Origin of the sequence: Streptomyces kronopolitis, from assembly GCF_050953795.1 — a bacterium.
GTDB lineage: Bacteria > Actinomycetota > Actinomycetes > Streptomycetales > Streptomycetaceae > Streptomyces > Streptomyces kronopolitis_A.
The window spans coordinates 3607233-3622796 of record NZ_CP191850.1; the positions used below are offsets into that span (position 1 = coordinate 3607233).

Annotated in this window: 12 protein-coding genes; 5 read left to right on the forward strand and 7 right to left on the reverse strand. The window is 73.5% G+C overall.

What is annotated here, in order from left to right; genetic code table 11:
• Positions 1 to 33 precede the first annotated feature (33 nt).
• Complete coding sequence (locus tag ACQP17_RS15765; protein ID WP_433856886.1) at positions 34 to 873, reverse strand: hypothetical protein; 840 nt, start codon at positions 871 to 873, stop codon at positions 34 to 36.
• A 244-nt stretch (positions 874 to 1117) separates the two neighbouring features.
• Here ACQP17_RS15765 and ACQP17_RS15770 point away from each other — a divergent pair, with 244 nt between their 5' ends.
• Positions 1118 to 2341, forward strand: a complete 1224-nt coding sequence (locus tag ACQP17_RS15770) for a PLP-dependent aminotransferase family protein (RefSeq protein ID WP_433856887.1) — start codon at positions 1118 to 1120, stop codon at positions 2339 to 2341.
• Positions 2342 to 2509: 168 nt separating this feature from the next.
• Positions 2510 to 3295, forward strand: a complete 786-nt coding sequence (locus tag ACQP17_RS15775; RefSeq protein WP_433856888.1) for an SDR family oxidoreductase — start codon at positions 2510 to 2512, stop codon at positions 3293 to 3295.
• A 21-nt stretch (positions 3296 to 3316) separates the two neighbouring features.
• On the opposite strand, the gene ACQP17_RS15780 is transcribed toward ACQP17_RS15775, so the two are convergent.
• On the reverse strand, positions 3317 to 4435 hold the full coding sequence (locus ACQP17_RS15780) for an ADP-ribosylglycohydrolase family protein (RefSeq protein WP_433856889.1): 1119 nt from the start codon (positions 4433 to 4435) through the stop codon (positions 3317 to 3319).
• A gap of 194 nt (positions 4436 to 4629) precedes the next feature.
• Here ACQP17_RS15780 and ACQP17_RS15785 point away from each other — a divergent pair, with 194 nt between their 5' ends.
• On the forward strand, positions 4630 to 5589 hold the full coding sequence (locus ACQP17_RS15785; protein ID WP_433856890.1) for a D-2-hydroxyacid dehydrogenase family protein: 960 nt from the start codon (positions 4630 to 4632) through the stop codon (positions 5587 to 5589).
• Between the two features lie 106 nt (positions 5590 to 5695).
• On the forward strand, positions 5696 to 5953 hold the full coding sequence (locus tag ACQP17_RS15790; protein WP_040900550.1) for a hypothetical protein: 258 nt from the start codon (positions 5696 to 5698) through the stop codon (positions 5951 to 5953).
• A 37-nt stretch (positions 5954 to 5990) separates the two neighbouring features.
• Here ACQP17_RS15790 and ACQP17_RS15795 read toward each other — a convergent pair whose 3' ends face one another.
• The 3 genes from ACQP17_RS15795 to ACQP17_RS15805 all read right to left on the reverse strand — a co-directional run bounded on the left by ACQP17_RS15795 (position 5991) and on the right by ACQP17_RS15805 (position 10338).
• A complete protein-coding gene (locus tag ACQP17_RS15795) occupies positions 5991 to 8639 on the reverse strand; it encodes a bifunctional FO biosynthesis protein CofGH (protein ID WP_433856891.1) in 2649 nt (882 codons plus the stop codon).
• 133 nt (positions 8640 to 8772) lie between these two features.
• Positions 8773 to 9174, reverse strand: a complete 402-nt coding sequence (locus ACQP17_RS15800; RefSeq protein ID WP_433856892.1) for a VOC family protein — start codon at positions 9172 to 9174, stop codon at positions 8773 to 8775.
• A 339-nt stretch (positions 9175 to 9513) separates the two neighbouring features.
• A complete protein-coding gene (locus ACQP17_RS15805) occupies positions 9514 to 10338 on the reverse strand; it encodes a TIGR03619 family F420-dependent LLM class oxidoreductase (protein ID WP_364882635.1) in 825 nt (274 codons plus the stop codon).
• A 167-nt stretch (positions 10339 to 10505) separates the two neighbouring features.
• Between ACQP17_RS15805 and ACQP17_RS15810 the strand changes: the two genes are divergently transcribed.
• Complete coding sequence (locus ACQP17_RS15810) at positions 10506 to 12026, forward strand: CehA/McbA family metallohydrolase (protein WP_433856893.1); 1521 nt, start codon at positions 10506 to 10508, stop codon at positions 12024 to 12026.
• A gap of 308 nt (positions 12027 to 12334) precedes the next feature.
• On the opposite strand, the gene ACQP17_RS15815 is transcribed toward ACQP17_RS15810, so the two are convergent.
• Positions 12335 to 13795 (reverse strand): aldehyde dehydrogenase family protein, encoded by a 1461-nt coding sequence (locus ACQP17_RS15815; RefSeq protein WP_433856894.1) that lies wholly within the window; start codon positions 13793 to 13795, stop codon positions 12335 to 12337.
• Positions 13792 to 15531: an N-acyl-D-amino-acid deacylase family protein gene (locus ACQP17_RS15820; protein ID WP_433856895.1), complete on the reverse strand. Its 1740-nt coding sequence runs from the start codon at positions 15529 to 15531 to the stop codon at positions 13792 to 13794. Before ACQP17_RS15820 ends, ACQP17_RS15815 begins: the two co-directional genes overlap by 4 nt.
• Positions 15532 to 15564: the final 33 nt, after the last annotated feature.

The following is a 15564-nucleotide window of genomic DNA, read 5'->3' on the forward strand; positions in this document are numbered from 1 at the left end:
CCCCGCCTTCCTCCGGGACGGAGCGGCCTCACGTCAGCGGAGTTCGTCCACATAGCGATCGGTTCCCGGCACGGTGGGAATGAACGGCGCGACGAATTCGACGGTGCCCGCACCGTGTTCCGCCACCAGGGAATCGAGCCCGGTGAAGTGCTCGTTCCAGCACGCGCGTGGATCCTGTTCCAGGAACCACAGAAGCGTCAGCCGGGTATCCACGCCGGCGACCTGATCGACGTAGGACATTCGGTCGTCCGGCAAGGGGTGCGGACGAAAGATCAGCACCATGGCCGCGGGCGATCCGGACAACCGTTCCGGAAGGTGCCGCGCGCACAGCCACTCCAGAAGATTCTCACGCTCATCCGGGCCGGCCGCATCGATAACCTCCACGACCAAACCGTCGTAGGGGTAATTCAGCGCGTGAATGTCCCGGGGCCCGTCGTTTTTGTCGCGATACACCGTGGCCAGGTGGCCGTGGAACGCCGTAAAGACATGGGTGCGGTCGTGATGGACGCGGCCGTCGCGGTGGAGACGCTGATTGATTCCCACACTCCACTTCAGGTGCTCCGAATAGCGCCCCTCAGTGACCCAGTATGTGGAGATATAGCACCCGTTTGTCACGGGCTCGGCGATCGCGGACGCCGCCGGATACCGCAGGAGCTGGAGGTCGCGCGTCGCCACCCACCGGCGGCCCGCGTACATCCATGGCATGGCCATGGCCCCGGCGATGAAGTGGTCGTCCTCGTACCAGCGGTTGTAGGCGCGCTCGTGTCCGGCGTGCGGCTCCACCATCGTGAGGAGGGCATGCCCCGGGCGCACACCGTAGGGGCCCGTGCCCGCCAGCCGGGCATAGGTCTCCAGATCGCCGGCCTCGCTCATGACGGTCCTCCCGGGGCTGCGGTGTGTACGGGGAAACAATTTTGACGCTCCGTCAGATATGACGCCAGGGGTGCGGCACCCCCAGCACATCCCGCGCGGCGCACCTCCGGCACCGTGCCGTCCGGCGCCTCCTGCCGGGGCCGGGTTCGCCCTGTGGAAAACCTGTGCACCCCCGACCGCCCCGCCTAAGCTCGTGTCGTCCGCCGCTCAGCCGTCGCGCGGACCGGTCACGAGGGGAGTCGCCATGCCGGACGTACCAGGTGACCGGGCGGGTGTGCCGGTGCCCGGGCTCGCCACCCGGGCGGCGCGGACCGGTGGTTCGCCCGTGCGCGAGATCCTGGCGCTCACCGCCCGGCCCGAGGTCATCTCGTTCGCCGGCGGGCTGCCCGCACCCGAGCTGTTCGACGCGGAGGGCATCGCGGCCGCCTTCGCGCAGGTGCTCGCCGAGGATCCGTCGCGTGCCCTGCAGTACTCCACGACGGAGGGGGATCCGGAGCTGCGCGCGGCCGTTGCGGCGCGCACCACCGCGCGCGGCCTGGTCACCGGCGCCGACGATCTGCTCGTGACCACCGGCTCCCAGCAGGGGCTGACGCTGCTGGCCACGACCCTGCTGGAGCCCGGCGACGTGGTGCTGGTCGAGGACCCCTGCTACCTCGCCGCGTTGCAGATCTTCTCCTTCGCCGGCGCCCGGGTGGTGCCGGTGCCGACCGACGACGAGGGGCTGGATCCGGTCGCGCTGGACGAGATCACCGCGCGCGAGCGGCCCAAACTGCTCTACCTCGTGCCGACGTTCCAGAATCCGACCGGCCGCACGCTGTCCGCCGGGCGCCGGGCCGCGGTGGCCGAGGTCGCCGCCCGGCGCGGCCTGTGGATAGCCGAGGACGATCCGTACGGCGAGCTGCGCTTCGAGGGCGAAGCGGTGCCGTGGGTCGCCTCCTTCCCCGGGGCCGAGGACCGTACGGCGCTGCTCGGCTCGTTCTCCAAGATCATGGCCCCCGGGCTGCGGCTGGGGACGCTGCGCGCGCCGGCCGCCCTGCGGCGCGCGTGTGTGATCGCCAAGCAGGCCGCCGATCTGCACACCTCGACCGTCGACCAGGCCGCCGCGGCGCGGTATCTGGCGGTCGCCGATCTGGACGCGCATCTGACACGGGTGCGCACGGCCTACCGCGCACGGCGCGACGCGCTGGTCGACGGGCTGCCCGAGGCGCTGCCCGAGGGCTCGCGGTGGAACCGTCCGGCGGGCGGGATGTTCGTGTGGGCGACGCTGCCGCGGGGGTACGACGCCACGGCGCTGCTGCCGGAGGTGGTGCGGCACGATGTCGCCTACGTCCCCGGGGCGCCGTTCTTCGCCGGGACGCCGGACGCCACCGCCGCCCGGCTGTCGTTCGTGACGCACTCCCCGGAGGAGATCCGCGAAGGGCTCGGCCGGCTGCGCAAGGCGCTGGAGCACGCCGGCGGTCACGGATGAGTGCGGCGGGCGGTGGCTGCCTGGACGGGTGAACGCCACGGGCCGCGGCCGGCCGCCTCCGCGGGCCCCCGTGCGCGGCCGGGCTCTGGCCTTCCGCGGACCCCGCGCCTATCCTGACGCGCCATCAGGAACGCGGAACGTACGGGACGGCCCGGCCGGGAGGCGCGCATGCTGCTGCGGAACAAGACCGTCATCGTCTCGGGCGTGGGGGCCGGGCTCGGCCGGCAGGTCGTGGCGGCCTGCCTGCGGGACGGCGCCTCGGTGGTGCTGGGCGCCCGCACGGCGGAGCATCTCGCCACGTCGGCGGAGCAACTGGACCCTTCGGGCGCGCGGACGGCCTGGCGGGCGACCGATATCGCCGACGAGGCGCAGTGCGCGGCGCTGGCCGCCCTGGCCGTGGAGCGGTTCGGCGGGATCGACGCGGTGATCCATGTGGCCGCGCTGGACTCGCTCTTCGGAGGTCTGCGGGACGCCGACTTCGAGTCCTGGCACCGTGTCGTGGACATCAACCTCTTCGGCACGCTGCGGATGACCCGCGCCTGTCTGCCCTCGCTCACGGCGCGCGGCGGCGGCTCGGTGGTGATGATCGGCACCCAGTCGTCCCTCGCCGCGCCCTCGCAGGTGCAGCAGGCGGCGTATGCGGCGTCCAAGGGTGGGCTGGTCTCGGCCATGTACTCGCTGGCGCGGGAGCTGGGACCGGACCGGATCCGGGTCAACACCGTGCAGCCGGGCTGGATGTGGGGCCCGCCGGTGGAGGCCTATGTACGCTTCCAGGCGCACACCGAGGGCGTCCCGGAGTCCGAGGTCCTCGACCGCCTCACCGCGCGGATGGCGCTGCCCGAGCTCGCGACGGACGCGGACGTGGCCGAGACCGCGGTCTTCCTGGCCTCCGACCGGGCGCGCGCCATCACGGGCCAGTCGCTGCTGGTCAACGCGGGGGAGCTGATGCGGTAGGCGGGCGGCCGACGGTTCCCCCTAGGCCCGGGGGTAGCGGGCCAGCCACCCCGGCGAGGAGCCGGCCGGGCCGTGCAGCGCGGCCCCCTGGGTCATCTCCATCGAGAAGTCGTCGGCCAGCTGCAGGATCGTGCCCCGGCCCTCCAGCTCGGCCAGCCACTCCGGCGGCAGCGCCGTCTCGCCGTGCAGGGTGCCCAGCAGATTGCCGCAGACGGCACCGGTGGAGTCGCTGTCGCCGCCGTGGTTGACGGCGAGCAGCAGCCCGTGCCGGATGTCCTCGGCGACCAGTGCGCAGTACACCCCGATCGCGAGCGCCTCCTCGGCCGTCCAGCCCTCGCCCAGCGACTCCACCCGGGCGGGTGTCGGCATCCCCTGCCGTACGGCGCCGAGCGCGCGCTTGAGGGCGTCGGAGGTCTCCTCGTGGCCCGGGCGGGTGGCCAGATGGGCCAGAGCCTTCTGCACGGCGCCGTCGAGCACCTCGCCGCGGGCCAGGGAGTGGCTGATGACCGCGAAGGCGCCGGCGGCCAGATAGCCGGTGGGGTGGCCGTGGGTCTGGGCGGCGCACTCGGCGGCGAGCTGGAAGACCAGCTGGGGCTCCCAGCCGACCAGGAGCCCGAACGGCGCGGAGCGCATGACCGCGCCGCAGCCCTTGGAGTCCGGGTTCTTGGGCGCCTCCAGGGTGCCCATCGCCTCGTCGCCGAGTCCGCTCAGGCAGGCCCGGCCGGGCGCGCGGCGGGAGTACAGCCACTCCTCGCGGGCGAGCCAGCCGTCGTCCTTCCTGCGCTCGTCGGGTCCCCAGTCGCGCTGGGTGGCGGCCCAGCGCAGATAGGCGCGGTGGACGTCGGTCGGCGGGTGCCAGGCCCCGGTGTCACGGCGGACCTGCGCCCGGATCAGTCCGTCCACGGTGAACAGGGTCATCTGGGTGTCGTCGGTGACCGCGCCGCGCCGCCCGAAGGCGGGCACCAGGTCCGTGACGCCGTCCTGGCCGTGCGCCGTGCGGATCGCGTCCAGCGAGTCGAATTCGATACCGGCGCCCAGTGCGTCACCGAGGGCGCCGCCGAGCAGACAGCCGCGCACCCGGCTGCGGAAGTCCTGCTGTTCCGCGCGCCCCCAGATGGCGCCGCCTCCCGCTGCGCTCACTGCGCCTCCCGAAGCTCACGACGTTCGGGGGCCTAGCAGAGGCCCCCCGGGGCAGCACTGTAATCGGTCAGGATTGATCAATTTTTGGCCAGGAGGGTAATGCGAATAGTCACTCGCAAGGAGGCCTTTGGCCGGTACGGTCCCGTTCAGCACCATCCGGACCCTGCCGTCCCCTCGCCCTCGGGAGAACCCGCATGACGTTGCGCTGCGCCGTCCTCGACGACTACCAGGACGTCGCCCTGTCGATGGCCGACTGGTCCCCCCTGGCGGGCACCGTGGACGTCCGTGCGCTGCGGCGGCACCTCGGCTCCGAGGACGAGGTGGTGGCCGCGATCGGCGACTGCGAGATCGTCGTCGCGATGCGCGAGCGCACCCCGTTCCCCGCCTCGCTCCTGGCCCGGCTGCCCCGGCTGCGGCTCCTGGTCACCTCCGGGATGCGCAACGCCGCCATCGATCTGGCGGCCGCCACCCGGCACGGCGTCACGGTCTGCGGCACCGCGAGCCACACCGAGCCGCCGGTCGAGCTGACCTGGGCGCTGATCCTGGGCCTCGCCCGCCACGTCGCCACCGAGAGTGCCGCGCTGCGCGCCGACGGGCCCTGGCAGAGCACGCTCGGCGCGGATCTGCACGGCCGCACGCTCGGCCTGCTCGGGCTCGGCAGGATCGGCACCCGGGTCGCCCGGATCGGCCAGGCCTTCGGGATGAACGTGACCGCCTGGAGCCGGAATCTGACCGATGAGCGCGCCGCGGAGGCGGGCGTGCGGCGCGCCGCCTCCAAGGAAGAGCTGCTGGAGTCCGGCGACTTCGTCTCCGTCCACCTCGTGCTCGGCGACCGCACCCGCGGCCTGCTCGGCGCCGACGCACTGCGCCGGATGCGGCCCACGGCGTACCTCGTCAACACCTCCCGCGCGGCCCTCGTCGAGGAGTCCGCGCTGCTGCGGGCGCTGCGGGAGGGCTGGATCGCGGGCGCCGGCCTGGACGTCTTCGACCGGGAGCCGCTGCCCGCCGGCCACCCGCTGCGCACCCTGCCGAACGTGCTCGCCCTCCCCCACCTCGGCTATGTCACCCGCCGCAACTACGAGGGCTACTTCCCGCAGGCCGTCGAGGACATCACCGCCTTTCTGGCGGGCAGTCCGGTGCGCGCACTGGGCTGACGCGGGGCGGGCGGCGCCGGGCCGGGGGACGGCGGGGCCACCCGGTCCCCGCCCGGGGGTCAACCGTTCGATCATGGCGGCCCCGTGCGCTGGGCATGCTGTCCCCATGTCCGAGTACGAGTGGGATCGCACCACCATGGCCGTTGTCGCCTCCGCGCTCTCCGGGGACAGCGACGGCGCGGTGGAACTCCTCCGTCCGCTCCCCCAGAGCGATGTCTGCCATATCGCCGTACGGCTCGCCGCGATGGCCGCCGACGCGCTGATCGTCGCCGCCCAGGACAGCGGAGGCGACCGCGAGGAGGCACTGTCGCAGTGGCAGCAGTGCATCCTGCAGCACGAGGCCGAGTACGAGGGCGGGGAGTAACGAAGCCGGCGCCGGCCCCGTTACCTCGTTACCCCCGCTACTCCACGACCGGCAGCAGCTCCGGCAGACGGCCGTCCGAGGCGAGGGCGGCGGCGCGGCGTTCCTCGGGGACCGGGCCGTAGGTCGTGGTGCGCGGGCGTGCGGGGCGGCCGGCCAGGTCGGCGATGGCGGTCAGGTCGGCGAGGGAACGGTAGGAGCCGTAACTGGAGCCCGCCATCCGGGAGATGGTCTCCTCCATCAGGGTGCCGCCCAGGTCGTTGGCGCCGGAGCGGAGCATCTCGGCGGCGCCCTCCGTGCCGAGCTTGACCCAGCTGGTCTGGATGTTGGTGAGGTGGGGGTGGAGCAGCACCCGGGCCATGGCCGTGACCGCGCGGTTGTCGCGGGTGGTGGGGCCGGGGCGGGCGATGCCGGCGAGGTAGACGGGGGCGTTGGTGTGGATGAAGGGGAGGGTGACGAACTCCGTGAAGCCTCCGGTCTCCTGCTGGATCCGCGAGAGCAGCCGCAGATGGCCCAGCCAGTGGCGCGGCTGGTCGACATGGCCGTACATCATCGTCGAGGACGAGCGGATGCCCAGCTCATGGGCGGTCTTGATGACCTCGACCCAGGTGGCGGTGGGCAGTTTGCCCTTGGTCAGGACCCAGCGGACCTCGTCGTCGAGGATCTCGGCGGCGGTGCCGGGGATCGAGCCCAGGCCGGCGGCCCTGGCCTCGGTCAGCCACTCGCGGATCGACAGCCCGGTGCGCGTGGCGCCGTTGACGACCTCCATGGGCGAGAAGGCGTGCACATGCATCCCCGGGACGCGTTCCTTGACGGCCCGCGCGATGTCGAAGTACGCGGTGCCGGGCAGATCGGGGTGGATGCCGCCCTGCATGCACACCTCCACCGCGCCCACGTCCCAGGCCTGCTGGGCGCGGTCGGCGACCTGGGAGAGGGAGAGGGTGTAGGCGTCGGCGTCGGTGCGGCGCTGGGCGAACGCGCAGAAGCGGCAGCCGGTGTAGCAGACGTTGGTGAAGTTGATGTTCCTGGTGACGATGTAGGTGACGTCGTCGCCCACGGTGTCGCGGCGCAGGGTGTCGGCGATGGTGCAGAGGGCGTCCAGGGCCGGTCCGTCGGCGTGCAGCAGTGCGAGCGCCTCGGCGTCGCTGAGCCGGGTGGGGTCGTCGGCGGCCTGTGACAGCGCCTGCCGCACGTCGGCGTCGAGGCGCTCGGGCACCATCCCGGGGGCGGCGGCCTCGCGCAGCGCCTCCCAGTCGCCGTAGACCTCGTCGAAGTCGTCGCGGCGGTCGGTCGTGCGGCCGTCGGTGTCGATGGTGCGGTGCAGGTCCGTACGGCCCGAGGAGCTCATCGTGAAGCCCTCGTCGGGCTCCTGCCAGGGGCGGCCCACCACGGGTGCGTCCTCCACCGCCAGGCCCGTCTCCGGGTCGGCGAGCGCACGGACATGGGGCAGCAGGCGGGGGTCGAGCCAGGGCTCGCCGCGCTGGAGGAACTCCGGGTAGATGGGGAGCCGTTCGCGCAGCTCGAAGCCGGCGGCGGCGCAGCGCGCGGTGAGTTCCTCGATCTGCGGCCAGGGGCGCTCGGGGTTGACGTGGTCCGGCGTCAGCGGGGAGACGCCGCCCCAGTCGTCGATCCCGGCGTCGATGAGCAGGGCGTACGCGCCGTCGACGAGGTTGGGCGGTGCCTGGATGCGGGTCGAGGGGCCCATGAGGTGGCGGGCCACCGCGATCGTCGCGGCGAGTTCCTCCAGCTCGGTGTCCGGCACTCCGCGCATCGCCGTGTCCGGCTTGGCGCGGAAATTCTGCATGATCAGTTCCTGGATGCCGTGGTAGGCACGCTGGATGCGGCGCAGCGCGAAGAGGGACTCCGCGCGCTCCTCGTACGTCTCGCCGATGCCGATGAGCAGGCCCGTGGTGAAGGGGACGTTGGAGCGGCCGGCGTCCTCCAGGACGCGCAGCCGGACGGCCGGTTCCTTGTCGGGCGAGCCGTGGTGCGGGCCGCCGGGCTCGCTCCACAGGCGCTCGGCGGTCGTCTCCAGCATCATCCCCAGGGAGGGCGCCACGGGCTTGAGGCGCTGGAAGTCCGTCCAGGACAGCACACCGGGGTTGAGGTGCGGCAGCAGACCGGTCTCCTCCAGGACGCGGATGGCCATGGCACGTACATAGGACAGCGTGTCGTCGTAACCGTGCGCCTCCAGCCACTCGCGGGCCTCGGGCCAGCGGTCCTCCGGCCTGTCGCCGAGCGTGAACAGGGCCTCCTTGCAGCCCATTTCGGCGCCGCGGCGGGCGATGTCCAGCACCTCGTCGGGCGACATGAACATCCCGTGGCCGTCCCGGCGCAGCTTGCCGGGGACGGTGACGAAGGTGCAGTAGTGGCACTTGTCCCGGCACAGCCGCGTCAGGGGGAGGAAGACGCCGCGCGAGTAGGTGAGGACTCCGGGGCGGCCGGCGGCCTCCAGGCCGGCGTCCCGCACCCGGGCCGCGGAGGCGCACAGGTCCCGCAGGTCCTCGCCGCGGGCCTGGAGCAGCACCGTGGCCTCGCCGGCGTCCAGCGCCACGCCGTCCCGGGCCCGCTTGAGCGCACGGCGCATGGCGTTGGCCGTGGGCCGGCTCCCGCGGGTGGGTCCAAGGGTGAGGTCGCGGTCGGTCCCTTGGTCGGATGCCTGGTCAGGTCCCTGCGCGCTGGAAGTCATCCTCCGAGGATACGAGCGCCCACCGACAGCGCCGCCGCCGGAGAACGCAGCGGCTGCTGTGCCGCTGATCACTACGGGCGGAGGTTCCGGCCACGCCCGTGCGGGCACTTCCCGGCGGCGGCTCACCGCATGCCTACATCCCGGCCAGCAGCTCCTCGGAGTAGGTCCGGGTCAGGAACTCCATGTTGTGGCCGTCGGGGTCGTTGAGGTAGAGACCCCGGCCGCCGTCCAGGGTGTTGATCTCCTGTGGCCGGTGGTGCAGGGGGTCGGCCCAGTAGGACAGCTCGCGCTCCTGTATGCGCGCGAAGATCGCGTCGAACTCCTCCTCGGTCACCAGGAACGCGTAGTGCGTGGGGACGAACTCGCGGCCGCCGGCGACGTGCTCGGCGTAGTCGAGGGCCACCCCGTTGTCCAGCTTGAGGGCGGCGAAGGGGCCGTACGCCTTCGGTTCGGGCGCGCCGAGCAGCTCGGCCAGGAACCTGGCGGAGGCGAACCGGTCGGTGCTGTGCACGATCGTGTGGTCGAGGCGGGGCATGGGGTCTCCTTGCTCTCTCCGGGCCCGTGGCCGGCGCCGCCCCCGCACCACGGGGGGGCGGGCCGGCCGTCGCTCTTCCGGGGCCGCTGACCGGACTCCTGCGGACCCCTGAGCCTCCGGGATGACCGGCTGCGGGAGTCCTCACCTACGACGCTACGACTGCGCGGGCGCTCCCGGAACGGCCTTCGGTCGCCCTCTGGGCGGGGGACGGTACACCGATGGTCCTAGGGCTCGCCGGCGGGGCGTGGCGGGAGGCGGCCACGCCCCGCCGGCGCCCCGGGGAAGGCGGCCGTCACTCCCCCCGGCCGTCACCGTCCCCTTACGCCCCGCTCCCCTGCGTCACAGATACTGCGCGAAGTCGTCGAGCGTCCGCAGGACTTCCGCCTCCCCGGCCGCCGGCAGCTGCAGGACCACTTCCGCCAGGCCCAGCTCGCGGTAGTGCGCCAGCTTCCCGGGCGAGGGACGGACCGCGTACGGCACCACGACGGGCTCGCCGGTGCGGCCGGCGTCCGTCCACGCCTGTCGCAGCGCCGGCACGGTCTCGCTCAGTCCCCGCCCGCCGATCGGCAGCCACCCGTCCGCGTAGGCCGCGATCTGCCCGAAGAGCTTGGGCCCGGCCGCGCCGCCCAGCAGGATGCGTGGCGCGCCGTGCACCGGCTTGGGGAACGCGAGGGAGGCCCGTACGGAGCCGAATGCGCCCTGGTACGCGGTCGGTTCCCCGGCCCACAGGGCGCGCATCAGCGCCACCCGGTCCCGGGCCAGCTCCCGCCTCGTCGACCACTCCACCCCGTGGTCGGCGGCTTCCTCGACGTTCCATCCGTAGCCGACGCCGAGGGTGAAGCGGCCCCCGGAGAGGAAGTCGAGGGTGGCGACCTGCTTGGCGAGGTCGACCGGATCGTGCTGGCCGACGAGGGTGATGCCGGTGCCCAGGGCGAGCCGCTCGGTGACCGCGGCGGCCTGGCCGAGCGCGATGAACGGGTCGAGGGTGCGGCCGTATTCGCGGGGCAGGGGTTCGCCCATGGGCGCGGGGGTGTCGCGGCTGACGGGGATGTGGGTGTGTTCGGGGAGGTAGAGCCCGGCGAATCCGCGCTGCTCCAGTTCGTGGCCCAGCCGGTCCGGCCGGATCGTCTCGTCCGTCAGGAAGATCGTGGTCGCGATCCGCATGGGGAAACCTCCGTCAGACGTGTGGGTGACCGCATGGTGCCTCACCGGTCAACGGTTATCCACAGCCCTTTCGCCGCGTGTCCCGCTCCGCGTACAACAGTTCACGCGGCGCAACGAGCCGACCGCACGGCGACACGGCACGGACACCACTCGGCAAGGGGGCGGGGATGGAACGACGCGAGGTCCTGAGACTTTCGGCGGTTGCGGGCGCGGCGGGCGCGCTTACGCTCGGACGTGTGAGCTTCGCCGACGCGGCACCCGCGGACGGGCTGCCCGCGGGCGGGCCCGGCGAGCGGACCCGCCGCGTCACCGGCCATCTGCCCACGGGCGCGCCGGACTTCGTCCATCTGCCCGTCGAAGTCCCGCACGGCGTCCGCGAGATCGCCGTCTCCTACACCTATGACCGGCCCGCCGTCCCCGAGGGCACGGTGGGCAACGCCTGCGACATCGGCATCTTCGACGAGCGGGGCACCGCCCTCGGCGGCGCCGGTTTCCGCGGCTGGTCGGGCGGGGCGCGCACGGAGTTCTTCCTGCGCGCCGATGACGCCACCCCCGGCTATCTCCCGGGCCCCGTCAACGCCGGCACCTGGCACATCGCCCTCGGCCCGTACACGGTCGCGCCGCAGGGACTGTCCTACGACGTCACCGTCACCCTGCGGTACGGCCCCCGGGGCCGCACCCCGGCTCCCGTCCATCCGCCCGAGCGCGCCCGGGGCCGCGGCCGCGCCTGGTACCGCGGGGACAGCCATCTGCACTCCGTGCACTCCGACGGCAAGCGCACTCCTGCCGAGATCGCCGCGCTGGCCCGCGCCGCCGGGCTGGACTTCCTGACCACCACCGAGCACAACACCACCTCCTCACACCGCGCCTGGGAGGGCCTGTGGGGCGATGACCTGCTGATCCTCACCGGAGAGGAGATCACCACCCGCAACGGCCACGTGGTGGCGATGGGCACCGACCCCGGGGTCTTCCTCGACTGGCGCTACCGTGCCCGCGACAACGCCTTCGGCAGGTACGCCCGCGCCGTGCGGCGGGCCGGCGGACTGGTCATCCCCGCGCATCCGCACGCCACCTGCATCGGCTGCAACTGGAAGTTCGGGCTGAACGACGCCGACGCGGTGGAGGTGTGGAACGGCCCGTACACCCCCGATGACGAGGTCACCCTCGCCGAGTGGGACAACACCCTGGTGGCGCACGTCCAGGGCCGCGCCGACTGGCTGCCGGCCGTCGGCCACAGCGACGCCCACCGCGATCCGGATGTCGTCGGCCTGCCGCAGACCGTGGTGCTCGCCGACGACCTCTCCCGCCGGGCGCTGTTGGACGGCATCCGGGCGGGCCGCGTCTGGATCGCCGAGTCCGCGAAGGTCGACCTGGCCTTCTCCGTCACCGGCGCGCACGGCGAACACGCCGGGATCGGCGAGCGCCTGGACGCCCCCGGCGCCTCCGAGATCACCGCCCGGCTGACGGTCAGCGGCGCACCGGGCTGCACGGCCTCCTTCGTCACCGACCAGGGACGGCTGTACACGGCCCCGTTCCCGCCCTCGGGCCACGGCACTCTCACCTGGCGGACGACCCCCGACAACGCCGCCTACCTCCGCGCGGAGGTCCGCCATCCCGCCACCACCCCGGGCCTCCCGGGCCCGATGGCCGCGATGACCAACCCGGTCTTCGTGGGGCGCCGGGAATGAGCCCCGAGCCGGGCTCGGCCACCGAGCCGCCACACCTCCATGCCGTCCCGCGGCCGTGCGGCCATGCGGTCACGCCACCATCCCGCCATGCGGCCACGCGACCATCCCGCCCTGCGGTCACGCCACCATCCCGCCACGCCGTCACCCCGCCATGCCGCCACGCCGCCGCCGTCCACGCTCGTCCGCTCGCCGGCCCGGCCCGCGGCGCCCTGCCGGGCCCCACTCGTCGTCATCGCCCACCAGACGGGACCGGCCCACCCGGAGGGCCCATGACGGCGATCCGCGGGTGGCGCCCCCGGCCGCCCGCCTCAGCCCGGCCAGACGATCGCCTGCAGTTCGCTGTACGCGTGCAGGGCGTAGGAGCCCACGTCCCGTCCCACCCCGCTCTGCTTGAAGCCGCCGAACGGCGCCTCCATGTTCCGTCCAACGGTGTTCACCCCGACCCCGCCGGCCCGCAGTTGCCGGGCCACCCGGAAGGCGCGGGAGACATCGCCGGACCACACGTAGTCGATGAGTCCGTAGTCGCTGTCGTTGGCGAGGGCCACCGCCTCGTCCTCGTCGTCGAAGGGCAGGGCGACGACGACCGGGCCGAAGATCTCCTCGCGCACCACCCGCATCCCGGGGGTGCAGTCGGCCAGCAGCGTCGGCGTGACGTAGAAGCCGCGCGCCGGGGCGGACGGCCGCTCCCCGCCCGTGACGACCCGCGCGCCCTCCTTGCGCCCCAGCTCCACGTACGACTCGACGCGGTCGCGGTGCGCGGCGGAGATCACCGGCCCGACCACCGCCCCGCGCGCCCGGGGATCGCCGACCGGCAGCCGCGCGGCGTACCGCGCCAGCCGCTCCACCAGCGCCTCGTACACCCGGCGCTGGACGAGCACCCGGGTGGGCGCCGTGCAGATCTGGCCGCTGTAGAAGGAGTATGTGGTGCCGATGCCGGCCACCGCCGCGTCCAGGTCGGCGTCGTCGAAGACCACCGCGGCGCCCTTGCCGCCCAGCTCCATGAGCTGGCGCTTCATCCCGCGTCCGCAGACCTCGGCGATGCGCTGCCCGACGGCCGTGGAGCCGGTGAAGCTCACCATGTCCACGTCGGGCGCCTCGACGGCCGCCTCGCCGACCTCCGCCGAGGCCCCGCCGACGACGTTCACGACCCCCGGCGGCACCCCCGCCTCGGCCAGCGCCGCCGCCATCCGGTACACCGACAGCGGGTCCTGCGGGGCCGGCTTGACCACGACGGTGTTGCCCATCGCCAGGGCCGGCGCGATCTTCCCGGCGGGGTTCGCCCAGGGGTTGTTGTACGAGGTGATGCAGGTGACGACGCCGACCGGCTGCCGCACGGCCAGCGCGCCCAGCACGCCCGCCTTCCCCATCGGCCCGGCCTCGTTGATCTGCGGCGGCAGCCCCTGCTCGACCGGCTCCAGCGCCCCCCGCGCATAGCGCCGGAAGCGTGCCACCCCCACCGCGACCTGCATCCCGCGCGCGGTGGCGGTCGTCGCGCCGCTCTCGGCCTGCGCGAGTTCGGCATGCGCGGCGAAGTCCCGCTGCATCAGCTCCGCGGCCCGGTCCAGGAGCGCGGCGCGGCGCTGTGGCGGCGTACGGGACCAGGCCGGGAACGCCGCGCGCGCCGCGGACGCCGCCTCGTGGACCTGCGCCCGGCTCGCCTGCGGTGCGAGCCCGACGACGGCCTCCGTCGCCGGGTCGAGGACCTCGTGGTGTCCGCCGTCCGGCTCGGTCCACTCCCCGCCGATGAACAGCCGCTCCGCGGCCCTCACTTGGTGCTCACCGTTCTCGTGTCCCGCCCCGAGCGCAGCACCGTTCCCGGCACCGCGCCGGTCACCACGTCCTCCCGGAGCACCTCGACGCCGTTGACCCACACCGCGGTGACGCCGATCGCCCGGGAGTCCAGGCGCGGGCTGTCGCCGGGCAGATCGTGCACCAGCGTGGCCTTGCCCGCGTCGATCCGCTCGGGGTCGAAGAGGACCAGGTCCGCGTGCCAGCCCTCCTCGATGCGGCCCCGCTCCCGCAGGCCGAAGAGCTGCGCGGGGTCGTCGGTGAGCATCTTGACGGCCTGCTCCAGCCCTCTCAGCTTCCTGCCGCGCAGGCAGTCGCCGAGGAAGCGCGTGGTGTACGGCGCCCCGCACATCCGGTCCAGGTGGGCGCCCGCGTCCGACCCGCCCAGCAGCACGTCCTCGTGCTGCCAGGTCTCGGCACGCAGCGCCCAGGAGGCCGGGTCGTTGTCGCTGGGCATCGGCCACAGCACCGTCCGCAGCCCGTCGTTGGCGCAGATCTCGACCAGGCAGGCGAAGGGCTCCAGGCCGCGTTCGGCCGCGATGTCCTCGACGACGCGGCCGGTCAGGCCCTCGTTGGCGGCGGAGTAGGTGTCGCCGATGACGTACCGGCCGAAGTGGGCCAGCCGCCGGAAGACGCCCGCCTCCTCGCTGTTCGCCCGCCGCAGCATCTCGTCCCGGACGTCCGCGTCGCGCAGCCGCTCGATCCGCTCGGGCACCGGCAGGCCCAGCACCTCGCCCCAGCCGGGTATCAGGTTCAGGGCGCAGAAGGTGCCCAGCGACATGTTCATGGGCGTGAGGATCGGCATCGTCAGGGCCACGATCCGGCCGCCGGCCCGCCGGGCCCGTTCGCCGGCGAGCAGCTGCCGCGGCACGCGGTCGGGCACGGCCGCGTCGATGGTCAGCACGTTCCAGTTCAGCGGGCGTCCGGCGGTCGCGCTCAGCTCGACCAGCAGCTCGATCTCGGCGTCGCTGAAGCGGTCCAGGCAGCCGGCCACGATCGCCTCGATCTGGGTGCCCTCGTGCGCGGCGACGGCCCGTGCCAGCGCGAGCAGTTCCGCCGGTTCGGCGTGCCGGGAGGCGACCGGCCGCCCGTCGCCGTCGGAGTGGGTGGCGGACCGGGTGGTGGAGAAGCCCCACGCCCCGGCGTCCATCGCCTCGTGGAAGAGGGTCAGCATCTGCTCCAGTTGCGCGGGCGTGGGCTGCCCGCCGACGGCGTCCTCCCCCATGACGTAGCGGCGGAGCGCGCAGTGCCCCACCATGAAGCCCGCGTTGACGGCGATCCGCCCCTCCAGCGCGTCCAGGTACTCGCCGAAGGAGCTCCACGACCAGGGCGCGCCCTCCTCCAGCGCGACCAGGGACATGCCCTCGACCTTGGACATCATCCGGCGGGTGTAGTCGGCGTCGGCGGGCCGATCGGGGTGGAGCGGGGCCAGGGTGAACCCGCAGTTGCCGCCGGCCACGGTCGTCACCCCGTGGTTGAGCGAGGGGGTGGCGTACGGGTCCCAGAAGAGCTGGGCGTCGTAGTGGGTGTGCGGGTCGACGAAGCCGGGGGCGAGGACCAGCCCGGTGGCGTCCTCACTGGTCGTCGCGGCCCGGGTGACGGTGCCGGCCGGTGCGATGACGGCGATCCGGCCGGCCCGGATGCCGACGTCGGCGGTGCGGGCGGGCGCGCCCGTGCCGTCCACGACGGTCGCGCCCTTGATCAGGTGGTCGAGCACGGGCGATGCCCCCTTCTCGTTGGCTGCTCCTGG

Bases quoted from the DNA above. Each gene is read 5' to 3' on its own strand.
- ACQP17_RS15765 (WP_433856886.1), bottom strand. From the start codon at position 873: ATGAGCGAGGCCGGCGATCTGGAGACCTATGCCCGGCTGGCGGGCACG.
- ACQP17_RS15770 (WP_433856887.1), top strand. From the start codon at position 1,118: ATGCCGGACGTACCAGGTGACCGGGCGGGTGTGCCGGTGCCCGGGCTC.
- ACQP17_RS15775 (WP_433856888.1), top strand. From the start codon at position 2,510: ATGCTGCTGCGGAACAAGACCGTCATCGTCTCGGGCGTGGGGGCCGGG.
- ACQP17_RS15785 (WP_433856890.1), top strand. From the start codon at position 4,630: ATGACGTTGCGCTGCGCCGTCCTCGACGACTACCAGGACGTCGCCCTG.
- ACQP17_RS15790 (WP_040900550.1), top strand. From the start codon at position 5,696: ATGTCCGAGTACGAGTGGGATCGCACCACCATGGCCGTTGTCGCCTCC.
- ACQP17_RS15795 (WP_433856891.1), bottom strand. From the start codon at position 8,639: ATGACTTCCAGCGCGCAGGGACCTGACCAGGCATCCGACCAAGGGACC.
- ACQP17_RS15800 (WP_433856892.1), bottom strand. From the start codon at position 9,174: ATGCCCCGCCTCGACCACACGATCGTGCACAGCACCGACCGGTTCGCC.
- ACQP17_RS15805 (WP_364882635.1), bottom strand. From the start codon at position 10,338: ATGCGGATCGCGACCACGATCTTCCTGACGGACGAGACGATCCGGCCG.
- ACQP17_RS15810 (WP_433856893.1), top strand. From the start codon at position 10,506: ATGGAACGACGCGAGGTCCTGAGACTTTCGGCGGTTGCGGGCGCGGCG.